Source organism: Thermoplasmata archaeon (assembly GCA_038851035.1).
Taxonomy (GTDB): domain Archaea; phylum Thermoplasmatota; class DTKX01; order VGTL01; family VGTL01; genus JAWCLH01.
In genome coordinates this window covers 59,147-81,963 of sequence record JAWCLH010000003.1, presented here as the reverse complement: position 1 = coordinate 81,963, position 22,817 = coordinate 59,147, and the positions used below count along the sequence as shown (strand labels likewise).

At 60.9% G+C, this 22,817-nt stretch carries 13 protein-coding genes; 4 read left to right on the top strand and 9 right to left on the bottom strand.

The window, feature by feature from the left end:
• Window positions 1–91: 91 nt before the first annotated feature.
• The 6 genes from QW379_01605 to QW379_01580 all read right to left on the bottom strand — a co-directional run bounded on the left by QW379_01605 (window position 92) and on the right by QW379_01580 (window position 4,424).
• Window positions 92–1,147 carry a tetratricopeptide repeat protein gene (locus tag QW379_01605; protein ID MEM2869106.1) on the bottom strand — a complete coding sequence of 352 codons (1,056 nt, stop codon included), beginning with the start codon at window positions 1,145–1,147 and terminating at the stop codon, window positions 92–94.
• A gap of 69 nt (window positions 1,148–1,216) precedes the next feature.
• Window positions 1,217–1,810, bottom strand: a complete 594-nt coding sequence (locus tag QW379_01600) for a hypothetical protein (GenBank protein ID MEM2869105.1) — start codon at window positions 1,808–1,810, stop codon at window positions 1,217–1,219.
• Window positions 1,811–1,833: 23 nt separating this feature from the next.
• A complete protein-coding gene (locus QW379_01595; protein MEM2869104.1) occupies window positions 1,834–2,523 on the bottom strand; it encodes an ATPase domain-containing protein in 690 nt (229 codons plus the stop codon).
• Window positions 2,524–2,527: 4 nt separating this feature from the next.
• Window positions 2,528–3,172, bottom strand: a complete 645-nt coding sequence (locus QW379_01590) for a hypothetical protein (protein MEM2869103.1) — start codon at window positions 3,170–3,172, stop codon at window positions 2,528–2,530.
• Entirely contained in the window at window positions 3,169–3,732 is a 564-nt protein-coding gene (locus QW379_01585) for a hypothetical protein (GenBank protein MEM2869102.1), read from the bottom strand. The genes QW379_01590 and QW379_01585 overlap by 4 nt, the downstream gene beginning before the upstream one ends.
• Complete coding sequence (locus tag QW379_01580) at window positions 3,729–4,424, bottom strand: hypothetical protein (protein MEM2869101.1); 696 nt, start codon at window positions 4,422–4,424, stop codon at window positions 3,729–3,731. The genes QW379_01585 and QW379_01580 overlap by 4 nt, the downstream gene beginning before the upstream one ends.
• A 458-nt stretch (window positions 4,425–4,882) precedes the next feature.
• Between QW379_01580 and QW379_01575 the strand changes: the two genes are divergently transcribed.
• The 3 genes from QW379_01575 to QW379_01565 all read left to right on the top strand — a co-directional run bounded on the left by QW379_01575 (window position 4,883) and on the right by QW379_01565 (window position 8,033).
• Window positions 4,883–5,428, top strand: a complete 546-nt coding sequence (locus tag QW379_01575; GenBank protein ID MEM2869100.1) for an ASCH domain-containing protein — start codon at window positions 4,883–4,885, stop codon at window positions 5,426–5,428.
• Between the two features lie 2 nt (window positions 5,429–5,430).
• Entirely contained in the window at window positions 5,431–6,534 is a 1,104-nt protein-coding gene (locus tag QW379_01570) for a DUF835 domain-containing protein (GenBank protein MEM2869099.1), read from the top strand.
• 95 nt (window positions 6,535–6,629) lie between these two features.
• Window positions 6,630–8,033, top strand: coding sequence for a PAS domain-containing protein (locus QW379_01565; GenBank protein ID MEM2869098.1), 1,404 nt, complete (start codon window positions 6,630–6,632; stop codon window positions 8,031–8,033).
• 72 nt (window positions 8,034–8,105) lie between these two features.
• Here the strand turns inward: QW379_01565 and QW379_01560 are convergent, their stop codons facing one another.
• Window positions 8,106–12,431 (bottom strand): FG-GAP-like repeat-containing protein, encoded by a 4,326-nt coding sequence (locus QW379_01560; protein MEM2869097.1) that lies wholly within the window; start codon window positions 12,429–12,431, stop codon window positions 8,106–8,108.
• Window positions 12,432–12,698: 267 nt separating this feature from the next.
• Here QW379_01560 and QW379_01555 point away from each other — a divergent pair, with 267 nt between their 5' ends.
• Window positions 12,699–13,082 carry a HEPN domain-containing protein gene (locus tag QW379_01555; protein ID MEM2869096.1) on the top strand — a complete coding sequence of 128 codons (384 nt, stop codon included), beginning with the start codon at window positions 12,699–12,701 and terminating at the stop codon, window positions 13,080–13,082.
• A gap of 57 nt (window positions 13,083–13,139) precedes the next feature.
• Here QW379_01555 and QW379_01550 read toward each other — a convergent pair whose 3' ends face one another.
• Both QW379_01550 and QW379_01545 read right to left on the bottom strand, forming a co-directional pair.
• Window positions 13,140–16,883 carry a hypothetical protein gene (locus tag QW379_01550; protein ID MEM2869095.1) on the bottom strand — a complete coding sequence of 1,248 codons (3,744 nt, stop codon included), beginning with the start codon at window positions 16,881–16,883 and terminating at the stop codon, window positions 13,140–13,142.
• A 127-nt stretch (window positions 16,884–17,010) separates the two neighbouring features.
• Window positions 17,011–22,815 (bottom strand): tetratricopeptide repeat protein, encoded by a 5,805-nt coding sequence (locus tag QW379_01545; GenBank protein ID MEM2869094.1) that lies wholly within the window; start codon window positions 22,813–22,815, stop codon window positions 17,011–17,013.
• Between the last annotated feature and the right edge of the window lie 2 nt (window positions 22,816–22,817).

The window sequence follows — 22,817 nt, the reverse complement described above, 5'->3', positions numbered from 1 at the left end:
TCATTTTTACTCTATAGGAATTCTTTATATGCCCGAGTATTTAGGTTTTGCTCTGACTCAGGGGGGCGCCGGCCCGGAAACCCTTCACGGGTCACTCGCGAAGCCACTCCGCCCTCACGCAAATTCTCTCTCGACAGAAAAAGGGAAGGAGCCCAAGCAGCTCCAGCGCTCTTCTCGTGGGAACAACTACGAAGCAGAAGATGTTGAGCAACGACAGCTCCCCCAAGAAGCCCGCGACGAACCTCCTCACGACCTCGCGCCCGTTGTAGAATTCCATCGCTGTTATATCGTCTATGATGACGAAGTGCTCCTCCCCGCCGTACATCTCCGCGACCTTCTGGAGCCCCGCCCTGACTGCGGCGTCTATCCTATCGGGCTCGAAGGCGGAGAGGCTTGTGACCCACTCCCGTGCCCCCTCGGCCTCGGGCGAGGGTCCGCCCGCCACCACCTCGACGAAGTGTGGGGGGTGGCGGGTGTGAACCCTAGCGGCAAGCGCTCTCCGGTAGACGTCCGCGGGCCTGCCAAGCGAAACCAGGACGCCGTCCATGTCCCAGTCCCTGAGAAGAATCGAGAGAAGAAGGACGCTAGTCCTAAAGGTGAGTGCGGGGTCTGTCTCGACCCGCACGCAACCGCCGCCCTTTTCCATCATTCCGGTCATCAGCTCGTGAATTCTTGTCTCGAGCCCGGATGGCGCGGGCCCGGACGGCACGGGAACGCTCAGCTCCGGCGCCCTGCCACTGGCCCGCTCGTAGCACCGGAAGGCCTCCTCGAGCCTTCCCATCCTACCCAGAGCGATTCCCATCCATTTCCAGGCCTCGAGCAGTTTCGGGTCAAGCTCCAGTGCCCTCCTGAAGGCTTCCACGCTCTCCTCATACCTGCCCGCGGCGCTCAGGCACACCCCCAGCTCGTGGTGGGCTCTCGCCGAGCCGGGGAGCGCGGAAGCGAAGGCCTCGGCCGAGGCGACGGCCTCGCTCCGGCGGTCGAGGGCCCTTAGAATTCCGCATCGAAGGATGTGGGCGCGCTCCAGCGCAGGTGCAGCCTCAAGAACCCTGTCGAGGAGCGAGAGAGCCTCCTCCCACCTCCTGCCCCGGGCCGCGAGCTCCGCGACCTCCAGGAGTGATTCGTCAGGATGTAGCGCGGGCTGCAAAAGGGTTTCCCCCCTTCCACTGGCTCTTGAAGCTCCGGGGTGCTTCCCACTTAGTGCTCCCCTCAGCGCTCAAATCAGCCACTCGTCCTTTATGTCCACCTCGACGGGACATACTCTCCTGGCAAGTGCCATGACCTCCGGAGGCGCCCCTCTTGCCGTGACGAAGACGCATCTTAGGTTTGGGAAGCGCAGGAGGAGCTCCTCCATGCCCCTAAAGAATCGCTCTAGATTGCGAGGGCCGCTATAAAGAGCCATAGATGAGAGGTTGTCAACCATTATGAATTGGAAGGACCTCAGGTCCTCCTCGAGCGCAGGGGCCCTCTCCCTGTCCGAGAGGCGGGCGAGGACCTCGTCTAAGAACTCCACGGGGCTGATGACGCCCGCGGCCACGACTATTTTCTTTGGCCTCGTCTCCTGCGAGGAAGATGCCTCGCCAGGGGCGGCGAGGTTGTGCCTCTCCAGAAGCTCCAGCATGTGCCTGTCCGGCCTGTCGAGGGAGAGAAATATTCCTCGCTCCCCCCTCTCTGTAAGAAGAACCCTGAGGACCGACAGATTGATTCTTGTGACCGACGTGGCCCTTACCGTGACAAGAACACCGCCCGCCCCCGGCCGCTCCAGAGCCCTCCGCAGCTCCTGAAAAATCAGCTCAGACCTGTAGGACATGGCGGCTCCGTCTCGAATGAGCCCTACTTCAGCCCCATCGTGACCGTTATTCCGTCTCTCGATATGTCCATCAGGTGCTGGCCCGTCGCGTGAGTGGTGCCGCGCATCTTGAGAATCTCGCAGTACTTCCTGCGCGCACCCTCGGGGGTGAGGCCGAGACTCAGGATGATGACCGTGTCCACGATGTACGATATCTCGACCGGGTAGGGCTCGTTGGGCAGGACCTCACCCGTCAGTATGGACACGGCCTGCCAGTTCTTCAGGTGGGTGGTCAGGTCGTATAGGAACATCCTGTAGTCCCCCTTGATCATTCCTCCTATGACTGAGACGGGGTCGATAACGATTCTCTGGGGCATGTGCTCGGCGATCTGGTCGTCTATGAACTTGAGCATAGCCGCGGGGTCCCTCTGCTCCCTGAGGAACGGTCCGAGGTCGACGTACTTTATCTGCTTGCCGAAGGTGTCTTTGTCCAAAAAGCTGAATCGAGAGACGAACCTCAGCATCCATTGCGTGGGCTCGCTCAAAGTGGTGAAAAAGATTCCCTGCTCTCCCTCCCTCGCGCCCTGGCTTAGGAACTGGAGGGCGAACGTAGTCTTCCCCGTTCCAGCGCTTCCGGCAACGAGCACTGTAGAAGGGAAGGCGAACCCGCCCTCCATCATCTCATCGAGCCCGTGGATCCCAGACTTGATTCTTATCAGACCGATCTCGCCCATTCCCTCACCACCCGATGTCGACCGATTTTTCAGTAAATATTTTTGCTTCGTTATATATATATTGCCCCTGACCGTCCATTATTATCGCAATCTTCTTTATTCGTCCCTCGTCGACTTCTCTGCTTAGGGCTGCAAGAAATTCTCGGACGCGGTCATTGCTGTTGTAGTAGCTCAGCGCGGAGACGTTCGAAACCACGACCGAGGTCTCTCCGCCTTCTACTCGGGAAAGGTGGTCGAGGGCATCTAGAAGTAGCTTGGGGGCGAAGAGACCGGCAACATGGGAAACCCTCGCTTGATTTATCATCGTATAGTCCCTCCAGACCACTTTCCCGCTTGCAGGGCAGTACCTCTCTACCATTTTTGACATGTATCCTTTGGGTCGGTCCACGGAGATGAACAGAACGCTTCCGGGATGCTTCTGGAGATAACAGACCACGTACAGGCTCACTAGATTCAGAAGGCGTGGGGAGGTGGTTACGAGCAGTTTCCTCCCGGTGCTTAGTTCTCTGACAAGGCAGGCCCACCTGTCCGCCGGGAGAAGGCTTGAGCCCGACGTGGGGAGACGGGGCCTGGGGCGCTCCCCGCTCGCCACTGCCTGGTCCGTTCGGGCGCTTTCCCATGGGGCGGCAGGCCTGGGGCCAGCATTCAAGGGCTCACCTCCCTCGCACCCATCGCCCTAACCATTTCGTAAATTCTTGGATGAGCGTCTTTGTCCAGAACAAAAACGCACCTCAGCCCGGGCGTCTGCCTACTCAGGACGAGGAGGCTTTCCAGGAATCTCTTGAGGCACTCCTCGGAAACGTACGACGTGAGAGCGCTGAGGTTGTCAATCAGCAGGAAGCCCGGTCTCTTCTCGCTGAACCTAGGCCCACAGACGTTGATGAAGTCCGATAGAATGTTGATGCAGAAGGGCGCGGGCAGCATCTCCGCTCCCCCGTCCGGCTCTGGGCTCTCTCCCGAGATCCCCATCACTGCGTCTATATAGAGAATTCTGTCCTGGGGAATTCCGTTCTTCTCCACAAGACGGCTGATGTAGCTGTGCGGCCTGTCGAGGGAGAGTACCGCCCCTATGCCTTGCGTCCGTCTCAGGAGCTTGTCCAGAATTCCAATCATGACTTTTGATATCATCGGGAACCTGACAGGGCAGACAACGAAGCCCTCACCTTCAAGAAGAGCCCCGTGTTCGGCTGAGGCAGGAGTCTCACTCAAAGCCCGGCCTCCAGCAGGGAAATCTCTCGGTCGCAGGTGCCTTTCACAATCGAGTAGAGCTCCGGACTGACGGATGGGTCGAGTGTGATGAGCGCTCTCATGTCCGTGAACTTTTTAACCGCCTCCCCCAGCAGGGTGACCGTCCTCCTGACCTTCTCGAGCGTGGTGTACTGCAGCATGACCACGATATTATCCAGAAGGACGAAACTCAGGTCCTCCAGCCTGACGAAGTGCATCTGGATGCCCTCCGGCAGGTAGGCCCTGCTGAAGAGGTCGTCGAGGAGGGGGAGGGAGTAGCCGCTGGACAGGAACCTGACCATGGAGCCCTCAGCCCTCATGCCCGTCAGCTTTGAAACGGCGTCAATAAATATCAGGCCATCGAGAGGAACACCCATCTTTCTCAGTGCGGTCTGGACGAAGCTGTGGGGCCTGTCTATGGAGACGTATATGCCTCTCTCCCTCCTCCGGCCGAGGAGAACGCGGAGCACGGCCATATCCACTTTAAGAATTCTTGTGTAAGGACAGGTCAGGAGGAGCCTGCTACCCGGCCGTGAGTGGGAGAGGTGGCCCGCAAGAATTTCTTCCAGGGGGGAGAGATAGGCCGGCTGTCCCCCGTTGGGCCTCACGAGCCCCGGGATGGCCGGGGCAACGGATGATGCCGGTTCTGGCTCTTTCAGACCGCCGCCGTCCATACAACCCGCACCTCCGCCGCGACCCATGCACCGCATCCTTTGTTTCCGACCTTGGTTCCGCCGCCCTCCTGAGGCGTTGTGAGATAATTGCAGTGGTGTGTTATTTAAAAATTCCGGTGTGGTTTCGAATCGTTTGAAATTCTCTCCGGGTCGGGCAGGAAATCGCGCCCCCCAGCCCCCCCGTGCAGCCAATTTCCCTCGCTGGCATCCCTGCCCGCTCTCGGTGCTCCGACGGAAATACAGGTGACCCGAGCCTTATTTTTCAAGTGACCCGCAATTTCCCGCAGCGGCCCCTCCGGCTGTCCTTTTCTTGAACGCGGGCGCGCGATTTCTGAAAGGGGCCGGCGCCCCTCGGGCCAACGGCCCCGCCCGTTCGTTCAGCCCATAGGCCGGCCGCGCAGCTCCCCGGTGCCGCCCCACTCCGAAACGGATATCTCCCCTCAGCTCAATAATGTCTCGTGACCGAGAAACGCCTGCAATCCTCCGCTGTCCGGAACGCGGTGCTTCTCCTGGTCTCGATGCTGCTCGTCATAGGTTTCTGGGGTCACGCGGAGTTCTACAAGCTTGGCCAGCTCCCCCTCGTCCTCATCGGCGGCCTCGTCACCTTCGCCTTCCTGAAGGTTATCTTCTGGGCCGGGGGGAACACCTCTATCGGGAGGCGCTCCGCGGGCGCCCTCGTTTTCCGGCCGGAAGAGGTGAGGCTTATCCAATACGGCTCCAAGACTCTCACAATTCGCCCGCTGAGGAGGACGAGGATGAGGGCGGGGAGCGTCTACGACGCAAAGCTCAGGGTTGCATCCGGGAGCTCCTTTGCCCAGCTCCTAATCACCGATGTCTACCGGAAAAGGCTCGCGGACCTGACCGAGGAGGACGCAATAGCCGATGGGTCCGGCTCGCTCGAGGAGTTCAGGCGCAAGTGGGAGGCGGCCTACCACCGCTGGAACCCATTCGAGATCGTCAGGGTGATCGAGTTCAGGCCCCTGAGGACCCTGAGAGGGGGCTGAAGATGAGGGAGGTCTCCCCGCTCACTCGGCTCCTGGACCAGTGGCTCCTCCTTCCCCTATTCCTCCACGTCGGCCTTCTTCTACTGCTCGTTCGGTCTGCCCGCGGCCGCGTCGCCACACTTCTTGCGGTCCTCATCGGCACATTCTCAATCCACGACCTGACCTATCTCTGGCCGAGCGATCCGACAGCGTCCCTCGCTCTCTCCATTGCGGAGGCCCCTCTCGTCGCCCTATTCACCCTCGGCTACACATCAGGAAAGCACCTCTCGGGGCGGGGAATCATTCGGGGGCCGCTCTTATTCATTCCCGCTCTACTCTTACTCGCGGCTGGCGTGAGTTACGGCTGGAGCCCACCCCATCCAGCCTACCTGCTACACGGCGCGTTCTTCTATCTCCTCGCCTCGTTCTTTTTATACGCCGGCCGCTCGGAGGCCGTTCTATCCGAGAGGGAGCCAGAGATGATTGCCTCGGCCCTGACCGTGCTCTTCGTCGCTGGCCCCGTCTGCGACGCCCTGTTGCCTTTCCTCGGCGTCTCCATTGCGATTTTTCCCTACGCGTCCGCGGGGGCCTCGGCGATTCTTACCCTCCTCGTCCTCAGGTACAAGGCATTCAGCCCGGCCCCCGCAGCCGAGGGACCCGGCAGCGGTGAGGGCTGGACGGGACCCGGGCCCGGGGTATACCTGGCCGGAGAGGGCGGGGTCGCCGGGGCAAGGGAGGCGCTCTTGGCCGCGGCGCGCGCCGGGATACCCGGCCTCGTCGTCACGCGCACCCACCCCGTCTCGCTGAGGGCGGCGACGGGCCTCAGGAGGGTGCCCGTGATATGGATGGCCCAATCGGTCTACGAGAGGGCGCTGCCTCCCTCGGAGTGCGATGTTCTCCTCCACACCGTGCGGGACTACATCGAGCAGTCGGAGAGGTCTGTGGTCCTCATCGAGAATCTGGACTACATCGTCACGAACGCGGGATACTTCGCCGCCCTCGACCTCGTCAGGGACCTCGTCCGGGTCGCCAGAAACACCGGGGCCACGATTCTCCTGAGCTCGAGCCTCCTGACCCCCGAGGAGAGGATGGAAATCCTTCAGTTCGGCGTGCTGCCCCTGTGTTGATTCTACCGTCGGTGGCGGAGTTTTAAGTATTTAGGCTTTGCTGTTAATTTTTCCAGCAAGGTATTTATATCACGAGTTGTAATAGATATGAGCGGTTGAGGACCGGGATGGGAGGTCTCCTGAAAGAGGTAGCCGCATGCCCCCACCTTAAGGCCGGCGGGGATCTTCCCCTGATTCCTCTGGGAGTACGCACCATCCCTCGGCCATCGCCGCCCCGTCCAGCCCTTGTAGATGGTGGAACAGCGGGCGGCCGGGTGACTGGTGGTGCCCCTCACCCCCGACTGCTCAGAACCAGGCCAGTTACTGGACAGGAGGATATAGCTGGGCTGCTCGAGGACCCTGGAGGAACCCCGCTACCTCTTTTTCTGGCGAGCTCGGATGGCGAGATTCTCAGACTCAATGATGAGGCTATGAGTCTCTTCGAAAGCCTCAAATCGCTCTGCGGAGAAGAGGAAAGGCAGAAGTTGCGTAGAATTCTGAAAACAGTGGGCCAGACGGGCTCCGGGCAGATTGTGGAGCTAAGCGGTCCGGACGGGTCCATCCAGCTCACAGTGCTCCCCATGCCACCGGCGGCGGGCGAGGGAGGGGATGAGAAGGAAAAGAGAAAGGCCTGCGGCACACTCCCAGTCATTCCATCTCCTGAAGCTCTTCCCGTTTTCGTCTATTTTCTTTCGACCAGCGGCTCGGCTGCGTCGAGCTGGGTCGGAGGGAAGGTGAAGGAGCTCACGGGCTTCAGCCCCTCGGAGTTCATCGAGCGCCCCGCCCTGTGGAAGACACGCATCCACCCCGAGGACCAGAGGAGAGTGCTGCGCGCTCTCCGGGAGCTGGCTTCAGGGGACGCCGCCCGGTTGGTTTATCGGTGGCTCCGCGCCGACGGCGTCTACCGCTGGGTGCTCGACTGCGCTTCTCCAGTCCCCGACTCGACAGGTGAGCGAGCGGGGATAGCCGGCGTTCGCGTCGACATAACTGATCTGAAGGCCGTGGAGGAGGCGAGAAGGTCCGAGAGCGAGTTCTGCGACGAGATGCTCTGGAGCATGCCAGCGGGGGTGTGCATTGTGGACCGGAGGCTCCGCTGCATATTCATCAACAATCGATTCGAAGAGATGACAGGCTTCAGGAGGGAGGATGTGGCCAGAGGGAGAGTGGTTCTCGAGGCCCATCCCGAGGACCTGAAGAGCCTCCTCGCCTGTATCGGAGGTGTGATGAAGGGCGAGAGGCGTCGTCTCCGGTGCCGGCTGATGACCTCCGGCGGACAGTACCGCATCGCAGAACTCTTACTCTCGCGGCTCCGCTGGAAGGGTCTCTCCTTCGTTCAAATGGTGGCGATTCCGCTCGAACTCCAGCCGGTTGGGCAGCCCCTCAGCAGAGGTGGGGAAGGGTTTCGGGGAGTAAACGTAGATGACCACGGTCTGCCGGGCCCGGACCCCGGCGCCTCCAGACCGCCATCTGCGTCCGGAAAGCGGAAGACCCCGAGTCTGTCGGGACAGGATATCGCCTGAGGAAAGGCGCGGGGTGCCCCCCACTCCATTGTCCCCCAGCCACCCCTCAGCGCAGATGCACTACGAGCAGGCCTACTTCAGCATACCCATTCTCCCGCAGTGGGGGCAGGTGACGACGAGCGGCCTCTGGGTGCTGAAAACGGGGATGGCAGCCCTGCAGCCCGCGCACCTGACCTTCGTGACGGGTTTGGGCGGTTGCTGTTCGACCTCTCCGGGTGGGCCTTCCTCGCCTATCGGGCCCGGCGCGGGTGCTGGGCCGGGGGCCGGGGGCTCCTGAGGCAGTGGAGGGGAGGGTTGAGGAGCTGCCTCCGCTGGGGCTCTTCCCTCCAGTGCTGCAAGCAGCTCTGCGGCGCTCTTAGTGCCCATGGGCGCGGCGGGCCTCTCTTCCGGCACGCCGCCGGCGGGCCGCTCCTCAACTCCTGGAGCGGCCGGCGCCGGGAGCTCCTCGAAACCGGCTCCGGCCGCGGCCCCGGCCTCTCCCTCCGTGTGGGGGGCTTCCTGTGTCGGCTCTGCTCCGGCCTCCGGCGGCGTCACGTCAGGAACGCTCTCGGGGACCTGAGGTACCTCGGCTCCCCCCTCTGGCAGAGCCGCAACCCCGGCCCCCGGCATCTCCTCGACCGAAACGACCTCGAAGCCCGTTTCCTCCTTGGGGGTGGGTGGCGCGGGGCCCTCCGGCGGCACCTCGCGCTCTTCAATCAGTGCCTCTGGCGCGCGCGGCCCGGCGGTCTCGCCGGGAGCCGGGACCTCACCGCCTCCAGGGACACTCTCCGGCGCGCCCTCGCCGGTCGGCGGCACGGGCGGCAGCACACCGCCTTCCTCAGGAGCGGGGGTTACCGCGCCTTCACCCGGTGGCCTCGGCTCCACCCTCGACTCCGGTGCCTCCGGCGGAGCCCCTACCTCCTCCTTCCTTTCGACCGCTCCTGCTTGGGGGGGAGTCGGGGGCGGCTTTCTCACCCTGAGGCCCACATCGACAATCACAGCGACCACGAGGACGATGAGGAGGGCGATCAGGATGTAGTCGAGGGTCCTGTCCTCGACTGGGGCTGGCGTCGGAGGGGGGGTCGCGGGCTTCTCCAGAACGGTGACGGTGAAAGATGCCCTGACGGTCCACTGGCCGTCTGTTACGTTGACGACGACGAGCGCCGTCCCCTTCCACTCAGATGCTGGCCGTACATGGACCCAGCCTTCTGTGTCGATGGAGACGCCCGAGGAGGGCTCGTTGTTGCTTTCTATAGCGAAGACAAGATTCTCGATGGGTGTGTCGGGGTCGGAGGTGTAGTTGCGCAGGTTGAATGCTCTCTCCATCACACTGCCCTGCTGGAGGCTGATGCTTGGCAGGGCCGAAACAACCGGGGGCCTGTTCGCCCTCTCTACCGTGATGTTGAGCTGGGCGAAGGCGCTGAGCTCGCCGTCGAAGACCTTGATTCTCGCCACAGCGGTGCCGTTCCAGCCGAGTCTCGATGATACCTCCACATTGCGGCTCGAATCGATGAGAACGGAGACGTTTCTGTTCGAGACCTCGACGACCGAGAATATTAGCGCGGTCTTCACCGTATCCTCGTCTTCAATATAGTCCAGCAGGTTGAAGAGCTGGGGCGCGCTCTCTCCCTCCGGAACACTCACGTCTGGCAGGGGGGCGGTGAAGAAGGGCGGGTCCTCGACCGACCTGACCTCGACAGCGAAGGAGAGCTCGGCCTTCTCGCCCGAAGGGTCCGCGGCCCTGACCGTAAGGCGCTCGGTGCCGAACCAGTTGCGCGCGGGCGAGAAGCTCGCGCTGCCGTTGGTCGCGATAATGACGTTCACGTTCCGTCCGCCCGTAAGCGTGAACTGCAGGGGGTCGCCGTCGAGGTCCCTGAAGAAGTTGTTGAAGTTGAGCACATTCTCTATTGTGGTGTCCTCGAGCATCAGGAAGTCCGGAATCGGGAGGAAGGCCTCGGGGGCGTAGTTGCCGGCGATGCTAAGGCCGCGCAGCCTCAGGACGCCGGGCCTCTCCGACGCGAGCCTAAGGGGCACGGTCTGGTTCCCTATGCCGACGCGAGGCACGAGCTCCATGAGGAGCGTCACAAAGCCCTTCCCAGCGACGCCCGGGGTGCTCTCATTGACCGTGACGCTCTCTGGGAATTTGCCGGGCCAGCGCCAGTCAACCGTGCCGTCTTCCCCGACGTCCAGCGTCACGTTGTGGGGGTAGCTCTCCTTTTCATAAAATATCGTGATGTCTTTGAAGACAGGCGTCTCGACTGCCCTTGGGTCTGAGTGGAGGGCAACGCGGTACCTCAGCGATTTCGTCGGGGTTGTGAAATCGAGCCTCTCGCCCTTTGAGACCTCGATCCAGCTCGCGCCGCCGTCGCCGGAGAGCGCAACGGTCACGTAGCAGCCGGAGGGCTGGGCGGGGACGGTGGCGTTCCAGGTCGCGGAGGCGGAGAGAATTCGCTCGTCCTCGACGAGCTCTGCAGATACGTAGCTCCCGGAGGGAACGTAGCGCCCCTCGGGGACGCCAGGGTGGACGATGGGAGGGCTCAGGTCCCTGGACATGTCGTACCTGTCCACGTCCACGATGTGGACGTCATTCGCACCGTGCGTCGGGAGGAATATGTCAGGCTGCTGGAGCCCGATACATGGCCCCAGGAATATCGTGCTGTTGATGTCGGTCGAAACGCCATTGTAGTAGTTCGCGAAGGCCACATCCGGAATTCCATCATTGTTCACATCGCCCACGGAGACGCCGTAGGCCCACGATGTCTGGAAGTAGGCGCCGGGCGTGGTCGAGAAGCCCGAGGGGCCGCCGAAGTAGGCATGGCTCATCGTGTTATAGGTTGCGCCGTCGTTGTAGTTCGCAAAAATTATGTCAAGCCAACCGTCCATGTTCAGGTCCGCGATTTTGGCGTCGAGGGCGCCGTATGTAGGAAGGAGGACGTCGGGGGTGGAGTTGAATCCCCCCGGCCCCCCGTAGTATACAAAGCTGTTGATGTTGTACTGCGCGGAGCCCGAGAGGCTCGTGTTCTTGCGGTTGGCGATGACGATGTCCACCCAGCCGTCCCTGTTCAGGTCCGCGGCCTCAACTGCATAGGCATTCTGGCTCGGGAGTCGGACATCCGGCACAGGGTTGATTCCGCCCGCGCTATTGTAGTATATGAAGCTATAAATGTTTCCGGAGCTTCCGTTGTAGGCGTTGGAGAAAACGATGTCGTTAAGCCCATCGCGGTTGAAATCGGCAATCGCCGCGTCCGTGGCGCCTTCTGTATAGAAAAGAATCGCAGAGTCATTCGACGGGCCCGCCACGTTCCCCAGATAAACCCTGCTCCCGATGCTATAGTTAGAGCCGACTCTGAGGCCGGGGAAGGCGATGTCGTCGATGCCATCGCCGTTCAGGTCTCCGACGGCGCAGCCGAAAGTCCCACAGGTCAGGAGGGACCATTCGGGAACATTGTCTGGCCCCCCGGGGCCTCCGGCGAAGATGTCGCTCGTGATTTCGTAGGACGAGCCATTGTACCAGTTGGCGAAGACGGCGTCGGGGTAGCCATCCCCGTTGAAGTCCCCGGTAATCACAGCCGCGGAGGCGTTAGTGGGGAAGCTACCTGACGGCACATTGGAGAAATTCCCGTTGGAGTTTCTGTAGAGCAGACCGAAGTTGGTGTAGGGGGCCCAGTTGGAGAAAAGAACATCGTCCCAGAACGCCAGCCTCGCGTCGCTTTCGGGCTTAGGGGTTGCGGTGGTGTCGTCGAAGTATAGATGGAACCTGCGCTCCCTATTCTGCGGGGTATCGCCAGCGAGGAGCCACTCGAGCCTTATTATTTCATTGCCGGGCGCGCTGTAGCCCGGTGCCCTCGACCACCTCATCGGGACCTCGTACTTTTCGGGTCCGGCAATCGAGGCATTGAAGATCACAGGGTCGCCGTTTGCATCTACCTCAATGATTCTCAATGATTTCGCATCCAGGGACCTTCCCAGAATACCGAGGTTCGTGAATAGAAGAGAAATATTGATGTCGGCGACAACGGTGATGTTGCGCCTTGGTTTGGAACCGGAGTTGACCGATATGGGAGCTCTGTAAGACCATGAAGTATTCCACCACCGGTCCTTCTCGACCAGCCGCAGTTCACTGGCGCGGGTCAGGTTCTGGATAGACCCGGAGGCGAAGGTGTTTTCCATCAGCAACGCAGAGACCGATGAGGCTGATGAGGAGATGCTAAGCTCGGCTCTGGACAGATTTGTAGCGCGCGGAATGGACAGCTGGACCGTTGCGAATAGCGATTCCGCTGTGAAAACCAGCTCCCTCTCCAGCGCCCCGTCCATGAAGCGGGTTATCTCGTATCCGGAGGCCTCAGGCGCGATTGGCAGGGCGCAGGGCAGGACAAGGGCGAGGAGGACAGCACACACCACCGCTCGCGTATTCGTCACAAGGCTCCCTTCGGTATAACCATTCGATTTATTATATATATTATTATCGTTCATTTTTCCATTTTGCCACCGCTGCCGGAGGCTCCATCGACCGCCTCCGGCGAACTCCGAAACTTCTCCCAACTCATCCCCCTTTTCGATTATTCCGGATGGATAGAGACCGTTGCCTCCTTGCTTCCTACTCCAGCGACTTGCCTCCAGACGCTCCGGGCTGTTCCCAGATAACTTCATTTACCCCTAAGCATCTAGATAGTCCGGGTCTGGGCGGTGAAGGATCGCGTCCTGATATGGGTGAAGCAGGCGAAGCGAGAGATGGAGAGCGCCGAGAGGGCCCTCGCCGCCGGCGACTTCTATCTCGTGGCGTGGCTCTGCCATCAATCGGTCGAGAAGATGCTCCGGGCGCTCCTGATGCACAAGAACCTCGAGCCCCCGGAGGAGAAGCACTCGCTGATAAGGCTCGGCCACATCGCCAGCGTTCCTCCCGAGCACGACACGCGCCTTCGCGAGCTGACGCCGCACTACACGCTGTCCAGATACCCCGACGCCTCCGGCGAGCCGCCCTATGAGCTCTACACAAAGGAAAAGGCTGAGGCCCTCATGGAGGACGCGAAGGAAGTTATCGTCTGGATTGAGGAGCAGATGGCGCCGTGAGGCACTTATGGAGGCGCTGAAGAGGCGCCACTATGAAAACGGGAAAGGATGATAGGTTTAGAGCTCGCTGGTCCGCCTCCGCGCGCGGATCGTCTTCTCCGCTCCACTCTTCATGCGCCTCATACCCCCGGTGCGCCCCCGGCCTGCGGCGCGGATTACGACGATTACAGCAATAAGGCCGGCGAGTGGATAGATAATATCTTGGAACTCGGGGATTAAATCATTTTTATTTCCAGGTGTAGGCTCATTCTCATCATACCATTCATCCGTGGGATTTTCATCTGCATCTCTATAACGAGCCATTGAATAGGCACCTTCTGTTAATTCAGAAAGAGTTTTTGAATCTTTCAAATTATTATTATTATCATACAAATAAATTGTATTGTAAGTAGAATCTTTTTTCCAATATACAATATCTTCGCCGATTGCATAATATTTACATTCTCCATTTTCTAAAGTAATAGATATGCTCCATGATCCGAGAGATTCTGAAATTTTCCAATCTGAAATCTTATTTCCTGATTTATTAAGAATTTCAATCCATTCAACTTCGTAACCACTACTTTTCTTTTTTATCTCATTAATTACACATGCTGTCAGTGATTGCCATCTTCCATTCGTTTTGACAAATACGACATCTCTCGTCTCGCTCTCGATAATAGTATCCACTTCGACTCCGCTGCTCTCCACCCTCTTTATCCCCGCCCCAAATCTACCATACTCCCCCGCCCCCTCCCTAACGTCAATCGCCACGATTAGGACCACAATCTCCCCCGGCCTGACGACGACGGGCGGCGCGAGGGTGAAGTTAGCGCTTCCATTGACAAATACCGTCGCCGCGAGCTCCCGGTCTCCCACCGTCAGCTCCCAGTCGCCGTCGGCGTCCTGCATCAGGCGAACGAGGCAGATATCCTCATCCGGGGCGGTTCCGTCCCTCTGGAGCTCGATTCCGCTGACCTCGACCTCTCCGTTGAGCGCCTCCAGCTCGATTCTGAAGAGCGGGTTGTTCGAGGAGCCGATTCTTATCACGTGCTTCGCAATATCCACCTCGTTGACTATGAGCGTCGGCTCTCCCCCGCTCCTCCCGGCGCCGACGAGCGGCGCGTCGCTCCGGTCGGCGTTGCAGGTCCAGTCCTCCGCTATTATGATGGTCCTGTGGGCCACGAGGGCCGCGATGCCCGACGCGGAGAGCTCTATCCTCTTCCCCCCCGAGGCCGCGGTGGCTGAGAAGCCCCCCTCGCGCCAGCCGCCGTCGTACACGAAGGTCCTGACCTCTAGCACCACTCCGTTCTTCCCTATCGCCACGGCGCAGTACCTCGCTCCGATCAGGAGGTCCCCGTCCTCCGTGTAGAGCGGGTAGCCGGTGTTTTTGTTGCCATCGTCATCTATCAGAACGTAAAAAGCGTCCGAGCCCACGAGCTTCAGCTCCTTCGGTGGAGATGGAGGTCCGGAGGGCCCCGGCGTCCCGCGCCTCGTCGCCGGAACCGGCTGGCCCGCCATCGCCTTCCCGGCGACTCTGGCATAGAAATAGAGGGGCCCGCCTCCGGAGTCGTACTCGGCCACCTCCTGCAGGTTGATGTTGTCGTTTGGGTAATAGGCCAGCCCGCCCCTGTCAATGAGCCCCGGCGTCCCGACCCTCCCGGACTGCTGTACATCGTCGCTCCTGTCCAGCCGGGAGCGGTACCCGGCGCTCCCGCGGGTGGCGTCCCAGTCCTCGAAGGCCCCGTCTATGATAATTCCTCCGGGCACACCACCGGCGAGATTGACGAGCGCCGTTGAGTAGCCCGAGACCGACACGTGGACGGTGCGGCCGTTCGTGCTGGCCGTGACCGCCGTGGGCGATGCCAGGCCCATTCCAAATACGCCGCTCATACCGCTCGCGTAGAGCGTGACCGAGACCGTCCGGTCTCTCTCGACCGTCAGGACGAAGCCTGTCAGGCTCCCCGTGCCCGCGAATGAGGCCGTCCTCTCAAGCCCTCCGGGCCCGCTGAGCTGGAGCATCCCCCCTCCCCCGCTCCCGAAACGCGTGACCGTTATCGATGTCACATTGATTGTACGGGCGTGCGCGGTCAGGTCGAGAACAAGGCTCCCTCCTCCACCCCCAAGGCTCGGCTCCCTCTGCCTGACGCTAAGGACGCCGGTGCTCATTCCTATCGTAAAGTCGGAGTAGTCCTCCTCGCCGTTCGAGTCGCGCAGGTAGAACAGGATGCTGACCTCGGAGTTCCGGGACATACCCGTATCCCTGAACCAGACCTGCGCCTCGAGCTCGCTCCCGGAGACCGCTGCCCTCGCCGCCCCGAGGCTCTTCCAGCCGGAGTAGTCGTTCGGGTTGGCTCCCTCGAATTTCGAATATGAGGCGGACTTGACGAGTCCGTCCCAGCCGAAGACCTCGAGCTTCAGGTCAGCGTGGATGACCCCTCCGGGGCTATTGACCAGATAGCCGTTACCGTCGTGGTCTTTGTCTATGAAAATAGTAAGTGTATCAACCCCGTTGCCCGCGCCCTTCAGCACCTGTCCCGCGACCTTCAGATAGAAGGATAGGTCGGTATCGCTCGCGCTCGCTCCGAACATGTCGATGTCGACATTGTTGTCCGTCGATGGCACGGGCGAGGCGCCGCCGTCGTTGTACTTGTTGCTCACGCCGCTCCAGTCGGCGAAGATGCCGTCTATCGCTATGCCCTTCTCCACCTGCACTATATAAAATATCGGGATGATTATCAGGAGGGCGATGGCGACCGCGAGAGCGGCCATCATCAGCCTCTTCCGCGGCCTGGGGCGGCTGGGCACGGTCTCCGCCGCAACGAGCTGCCTTCCGTTGGTCAGACCGCGGCCGTTTATCAGGCCCTTGCCGTTGACCAGCCCCCGGCCGTTGATAACACCCTCACCGTTTATCAGGCCGCCACCGTTTACCAGACCCCTCCGCCTCCGGCCGTTGACGAGGCTCGCGCCGTTGACCAGCCCCCTCCTGCGGCCGTTGACGAGGCCGTTCGTCGCTCCGCGCGCATTGACCAATCCACGGCCATTGACAAGGCCGTTTGTCCTGCCCCTCGCGTTGACCAGCCCCCGACCATTGACGAGGCCGTTGGCCCTCCCGCGGGCGTTGACGAGCCCCCGGCCATTGACCATGCCCGCCCTCCTCCGGGCGGCCGGTCTGGTCTCGGGGGCCTCGGCCTCGGCCGGCGGGGCGGTCCTGAGCGAAACCGGCGGCGCCTCCTCGGCCTTCACTTCGAATACCTCCGGCTCGCCCGGTAGAGCCTCCTCGGGGCCCCTGGGGGTGACTGCCGGGGAGGGAGCTTCCGGCGGAGGGACTGCGGGTTGCTCGGGAGGTCCGGGGGCCGGGGCCTCCTCGAACTCCTCGGGTGGTGGAGCTTCTCTCGAGGGACCGGGACCCGGAGCCTCCGTGAACTCCATGGACGCTTCGGGCGCTGGGGGACGTGAAGGCGCTTCCTCGAACTCCACAGGTTCCCCGGGCGCGGCCGGCTGGGGCGGAGGAGGAGAGGGCGGTAACTCTTCAGGACTCTCCGGGGCTGGGGCTCCGGACTGGCCGGGGGCCGGCGGTGGAGCCTCCTCGAATTCTGCAGGCCCCGCGGGCGCCGGTACCGGTCCAGATGGGGGAGAGGTTGCCTTCTCAGCCGGCCCGCCGGGGGGAGGGGGCGGCACCTCCTCGAAATCGTCATGTCCCTCCGGAGGAGGTTGCTCCCTTCTCTGGGGCGGCGGCTCCTCTCCATCAAAGTCCGGGGGCTGGGCCTGCAGAACTGGCATGAGCCCGAGTGTCCACCACCTTACTAGTCTCCCTCTCACCTGCGCTCCCCCATTGTTCCTAGTGGGGAATTCGCCATTACCGCTGTGTGGGCTTTAAAGCCTTCGGTTCCCCGGGGGCCTCCGGCTTCCCCCTCTTCGCCCACATCCGGTCTTTCAGCGCACATCCTCACTCCATCTCCACAGTCTCGATGCTCTCGAAATCGTCTCTCACATCGGCCCCGCGCGGGCCGGGGGCGGCCTGAACGGCTCCAGGTCCAGCCGATGGCGACGAGGCTCCTGTTCCCTCACGCCTTTGGGCCTCCCCCGCAGCCACAGGCCCTGATGGCTCTGGGGCCGCGGGGCCGCTCCTCTCGCGGCCCTCCTTGCTTGTAGTGGGCGCAGGCTCGGGCACCGTGGGAGCTGCCTCGGGCCCCGCCCCGCCAGCCTCCTCCTCCTCGCTCTCGAGCAGCTCCCTCATTTCTATAGCCCTCTCGTTGCGCGGATTTATTTTGAGAACCCGCTCTACGCACTTCATCGCGTCCTTCACACGACCCAGCTTCCTCAGTGCCACCGCGGTCGCCAGCCATGCCCTTTCGCTCTTCGGGTTCCTGTCCAGCGCCTTCTTCAGCGTCCGGACCGCCTCCTCAGCCTTTCCAGCCCGAGTTTGTATGTCGGCCATGCCGAGCCATGCCTCCTCCATGTCTGGCTCGAGCTCCGCAGCCCTCTCGAAGGACTTCAGGGCCTCTTCGCTCCTCTCGAGTTCCTGTAGTATCTTGCCACGTAGCGCCCAAGCGCGGGCATGGCTTGTGTCTAGTTGGACCACCCTGTCCAGCGCCCCCAGCGCCTCCTCCCTCTGCCCATTCTCGTAGAGCGCTGCGCCCAGAAGAAGCCAGCCCTCGGCGCTCTCCTTCCTCACCTCCACGAACCTGTACAGGGCCTTCAGAGCCTCGTCTCCCCTACGGAGCTGCATCGCGAGCTTCGCCTTTTCCAGGAGCGCATCGGCATGGGCGGGGTCAGCCTCGAGCGCCTGATTGAGCGCGGCGATCGCATCCTCGGCCATTCCCTGCTTCGCCAGCAGCGTTGCGCTCAGGAACCAGGCCTGAGCGTTTGCTCTGTTCAGCTCTATTGCCTTCGCAAGGCTCGTCGCGGCCTCATCATACCGCTCCATCGCCATCAGAACTTTTCCTCTCTCCATCCAGACCCTGTCGTCCTCAGGCTTCAGCTCGAGGGCCTTCTCGAGGCTCTTGAGCGCGTCCCCGTACTCCGTAAGGTCGGCGTAGGCAAGGCCCCGCCCCAGCCAAGCCTTTGCGTTGTCAGGCTTCAGCTCCAGCGCTCGATTGTAGGCCTGAATGGCAGCGTCGTGGTTCCCCATCGCCTGGAGGGCGTTCCCCTTCTCGAGCCACGCTCGTTCGCTCTCCGGCTTGATTCCTATAGCCTTATCGAGGGCCGCCACCGCCTCCTTGTGCTTGCCCATAGTCTGGAGGGCCTGACCGACCGCTAGCCAGGTCTTGTCGCTGCGGGGGTTGAGCGTCAGCGCCCGGTTGAAGGCCGCCAAGGCGTCCTCCGTTCTTCCCAGAGAAAGGAGCACATTGCCCTTGTCCGCCCAGGCCTTCTCATAATCCGGCTTTATCTCAGTCGCCTTGTCAAGTGCTATTAAAGCCATCGGAGCCTTGCCGGCTTTGACCAATGCCGTCGCCTTGTTGGCCCAGGCCTTCTCGAAGTTCGGGTTGATGGATATGGCGGTGTCAAAGGCCTTGATAGCCTCGTCCAGGCGGCCTAGCGCAAAGAGCGCGCTGCCGTAGCCGGACCAGCCCTCCGCGTAGCCCGGCGCAAGCTTCACCGCCTTCTCGAAGCACTCCAGCGCCGACCCCGCGTTCCCGCTCTTTAGGTATGCCATCCCCATGCCGCTCCAGGCCTCGCCGAAGTCCGGCTTCAGCTCTAGCGCCCTCTGAAGAGCCTCACTAGCGGCCTGCGCGTTGCCGTGATTGAGCTGGACCATTCCCTTTCCGAACCAGGCCCGCGGGTTCATCTCGTTTGCAGTGATCGCCTTCTCGAAGGCTTTGCTCGCACCCTCCCACTTCTCCGCTTTCATCAACAGCTCGCCGAGAGCGGTCCAGCCCTCGGAATGCTCAGGCTTCAGCTCAACGACCTTGTTCAGAGCCGCGATCGCTTCGTCAGTTTTTCCTAGGTCCCGGAGCGCTAGGCCCTTCTGGAACCACGTGTCGAGCGCGCTGGGGTTCAGATCTAGCGCTCTGGAAAAGTAGGTGACTGCGTCTGCCTTTCTGCCCGTCGCAGCAAGGCCGAGGCCCATGTAGTGCCAGCCCAGGTGGTCCTCGGGCGTGAGCTCGATCATCTTTTGGAAGCACTGCATCCCGTCTTCTATTCGGCCCAGCTTGATGAGCGCCATTCCTTTGTTCAGCCAGGCCTGCTCGTTCTGGGGGTCGAGCTCGATCACTTTGTCGTAGCAAATGATCGCCTCCGCCACCCTTCCCGAGGCCACCAGAGACTCCGCCTTCCCGTACCAGGCCTCTCTGTCGTCAGGTTTTATCGCCAGCACCTTGTCAAATGACTGCACGGCCTGCTCGTGCCTCCCCATTTTAGCCTGCAGCTTCCCCTTGAAGAACCAGGTCCTGTCGTCGTCCTTCTTTAGGTCCAGAGCCTTGTTGTAACAGGTGAGGGCCTCCGTGTCCTTTCCCGCCTCCGCGAGAATGTTGCCCTTCTCCCTCCAGTACTCGTACATCCTTCCTGCCTTCTCCAAAGTCTCGAGGCACTCGGTCCGAATTCGGATGGCTTCCTGATACTCGGGGTTTATCTCGAGCGCCCGGTCGAGCGCCTTCAGGGCCTCCAGGGTGCTGCCCAGATAGTACTTCGCATTGCCTAGATTGTACCAGGCCTCGTCAAATCTAGGGTTGAGCTTGAGCGTTTCTTCAAAGCACTCTACCGCCTCCTTCACCCGGCCGAGCTTGAAGAGGGCGGCGCCTTTGTTGTACCATGCCTCGTCGTACTTCGGCCTCAGCTCTATCGCCTTGTCGAAGCAGGCTATGGCCTCCTCCGACTTGCCCATCTTGTGCAGCGCCGCGCCGGCGTTGTACCAAGCCTTGTCGTAGTCCTTTTTCAGCTTCAAGGCCTCTCTAAAGCACTCCAACGACTCCTCTACTCTCCCCAAATTGAATAGGGCGCTCCCCTTGTTGTTCCACGCCTTCACGTACTTCGGGTCGAGCTCTAGGGCGCGGTTGAAGCAGGCCAGAGCCTCCTCCGTCTGCCCTTTTGTGAGCAGGATGTTGCCTTTGTTATTCCAGGCCTTCTCGTAGGTTGAGTCGATGGTGAGAGCGCGATCGAAGCACCGGAGGGCCTCGTCAAGCCTGTCTATAGAATAAAGAAGGTTGCCCATGTTGTTCCAGGCTTTCCCATAGTCCGGCTTGATTTCAATCGCCTTTTCATAGCACTTCAGGGCCTCCTCGACTTTGCCCTGCGAGCTGTAGGCCGAAGCCATATTGTACCAGCCCTTCTCGTACCTGGGATCTATGGCCACACACTTCTCGAAGCACTTGATAGCGTCGTGAATTCTGCCCATTGAGTAGTACGCAACGCCCTTGTTGTCCCAGGCCTCGACGTGTCCCGGGTCTAGCTCGGTAACCTTGTCGAAGTTGAATATTGCCTTCTCCATCTCGCCCAGCGTGTGCCAGATATGCCCCTTTAGGTTCCAGGCATCGATGTAGTCCTCGTCCAGATCGGTGGCTTTGTCAAGGGCGGCTATGGCCTCTGCGTGGTTCCCCTTCTGCGAGAGGGCACTGCCCCTGTGGTACCAGGCCGAGACGTTGTCCGGCTGGAGCTTCAGGACGGTATCGTAGCACTGAATCGCCTCATCGAACCTCTTCGCCTCAAGTAGTATATCGCCCCTGGTGTTCCAAGCTTCTACATGTTTCGGGTCGAGGGATAGGGCTGCGTCTATGTTTTTCAGAGCCTCTTCTGGAGACGCTTTGAGCTTCTGCAGTATGCTCCCACGACTGAACCATGCGTGGGCGTTCTTCGGATTTAGTTCCAGGGCCTTTTCGAAGCACCTCTTGGCCTCCTCATAGCGCTCGACGGCCATCAATGTGTTCCCCTTGTTCACCTGCGCGAGCTCGAAGTTCGGCGCGAGCGCTGTCGCCCTGTCGTAAGCCTGGAGGGCCTCTTCAGTCTTGCCCATGCGCGCCAAGGCGTTGGCTTTGTTATTCAGGGCTATCACGTTGTTTGGGTCGTGGGCGAGGAGCTGGTCGAAGCACTTTATGGCCTCGGTGTGCTTTCCAAGCTTCGAGAGGGTATTGCCCTTGTTCAACATCGCATCAAGGTGCCGGGGGTCGAGTTCCAGAGCCTTTTCAAAGCACTTCAGCGCTTCCGGAAGACGGTTCAGCCGGCTCAGCGCGATGCCCTTATTATTCCAAGGCTCTGCGTTCTGGGGGTCGAATTTTATTGCCTGGTCGAAGCAGTATATCGCCTCCTCCTTTTTGTCCATGTTCAACAGGGCGTTACCACGGTTGTTCCAGGCGCTGCCGTTCCGTGGGTCATAGCGGAGGGCGTTCTCGTACTGGGTGAGGGCCTCGGAATATTTCCTCTGGAGCATCAGGGCGTTGCCCTTGAGAAGAAAAACGGACACGTCCGGGACCTGGCTCAGCACCTCATCGAAGACCTGGACAGCCTCGGGCAGCTTCTGCATTCTGTAGAGGGCGTTGCCCTTGGCGTGTTTAGCAGCGAGCTGCTGGGCTGGGCTGAGCGGGGCCTCCTTGACCGCGAGAGCCTTGTCAAGAGTTGATACGGCCTCATCGAGCCTGTTTGCCCTGAGGAGAGCCAAACCCTTGTTGTAGAGCGCCTGCGAGTAGTCTGGCTTCAGGGCGATGGCGGCATCGTAGCATCGGATAGCTCCCTCCACATCATCCTTTGCATAGAGCGCCCAGCCTAGATTGTTGTATGCAGCCTCGCTCTTCGGGTTGAGCTTCAGGGCCACGGTGTAGCTTTGAATCGCGCTATCGAACTGCTTAAGGCGGGAGAGGGCGTTCCCACGGTTTATCCATACCGCCTCGTTCTCGGGGTTGGCGTCGAGCGCGAGGTCGAGATAGGGGACAGCTTCGCTGTAGCGGCCCATCTTCATGAATGCGAACCCCTTGGCGTGCCAGGGGGTCTCGTAGCCATCGACGGGCGCTTTCTTGCCCTCCCCGACATGGGAGGGCGGAGCGAGGAGGTGGGCTGCCCGAATCGCCCTGTCGTAGCTCTTTAGGGCCTCGTCATACCTCCCCGCTTTGGCAAGCTCGTCTCCTCTTGCTAGCTCGGTATCTATCCTCTTGATCATCCTTCGCTCGCGAACGTACAGAAGCACCCCGAAGAAGAGAAATATCAGCCCCACCAATATGATATTCATTCTAGCGCCCTCGTAAGAGCCATACCTGTAGGTTCCGCTGACTCCCTTGAGGAGGGCCTCCTCAAGAGGTACTATGGTCAGGAAAATAAGGCCCGTGAACCAGATGCTGTAGAAGCCCAGCCTCTCTTTGATGAGAGAGTTCGCCACCCAGACCACGGCCGCGCCGATGAGCAGGATCGCCGGTGCCCACCATGGCACAGCATTTAAATAGGTGAACCCGGCGGAAGGTAGTAGGGAGAGACCGATTATCAATCCCCCGCCCGCGGCGAGCGCCAGCGACCTTGTCCACCACTTGCTCGAGAGCTGCTTCGTGTTGGATAGCAATACAAACGCACCGGCTCCCGCCACGGCGAGCAGGAGCACCAGAAGCATCGTGTTGAATATCTCAAAATGGCCATACCAGAGATCCTGGAGCATCGGCAACTTCGCACAGATAATCGCAATGGCGGGGATTATCGAGACAGTGACGATGGCCTCGAGCACTGACCTAGAAACCTCTCCCAAGCGCGTGGGCCTCCCAATCGATAGCCTCCGCTCCATCTCCTCGACTATTGCATCTCTCGCGCTACTCTCCCGGGAGCCTTTTATCTCCGCCAACG

What these genes read in the sequence shown, in the direction of transcription:
- QW379_01600 (MEM2869105.1), bottom strand. Translation starts at nt 1,810, where the DNA reads ATGTCCTACAGGTCTGAGCTGATTTTTCAGGAGCTGCGGAGGGCTCTG.
- QW379_01595 (MEM2869104.1), bottom strand. Translation starts at nt 2,523, where the DNA reads ATGGGCGAGATCGGTCTGATAAGAATCAAGTCTGGGATCCACGGGCTC.
- QW379_01580 (MEM2869101.1), bottom strand. Translation starts at nt 4,424, where the DNA reads ATGGACGGCGGCGGTCTGAAAGAGCCAGAACCGGCATCATCCGTTGCC.
- QW379_01570 (MEM2869099.1), top strand. Translation starts at nt 5,431, where the DNA reads ATGAGGGAGGTCTCCCCGCTCACTCGGCTCCTGGACCAGTGGCTCCTC.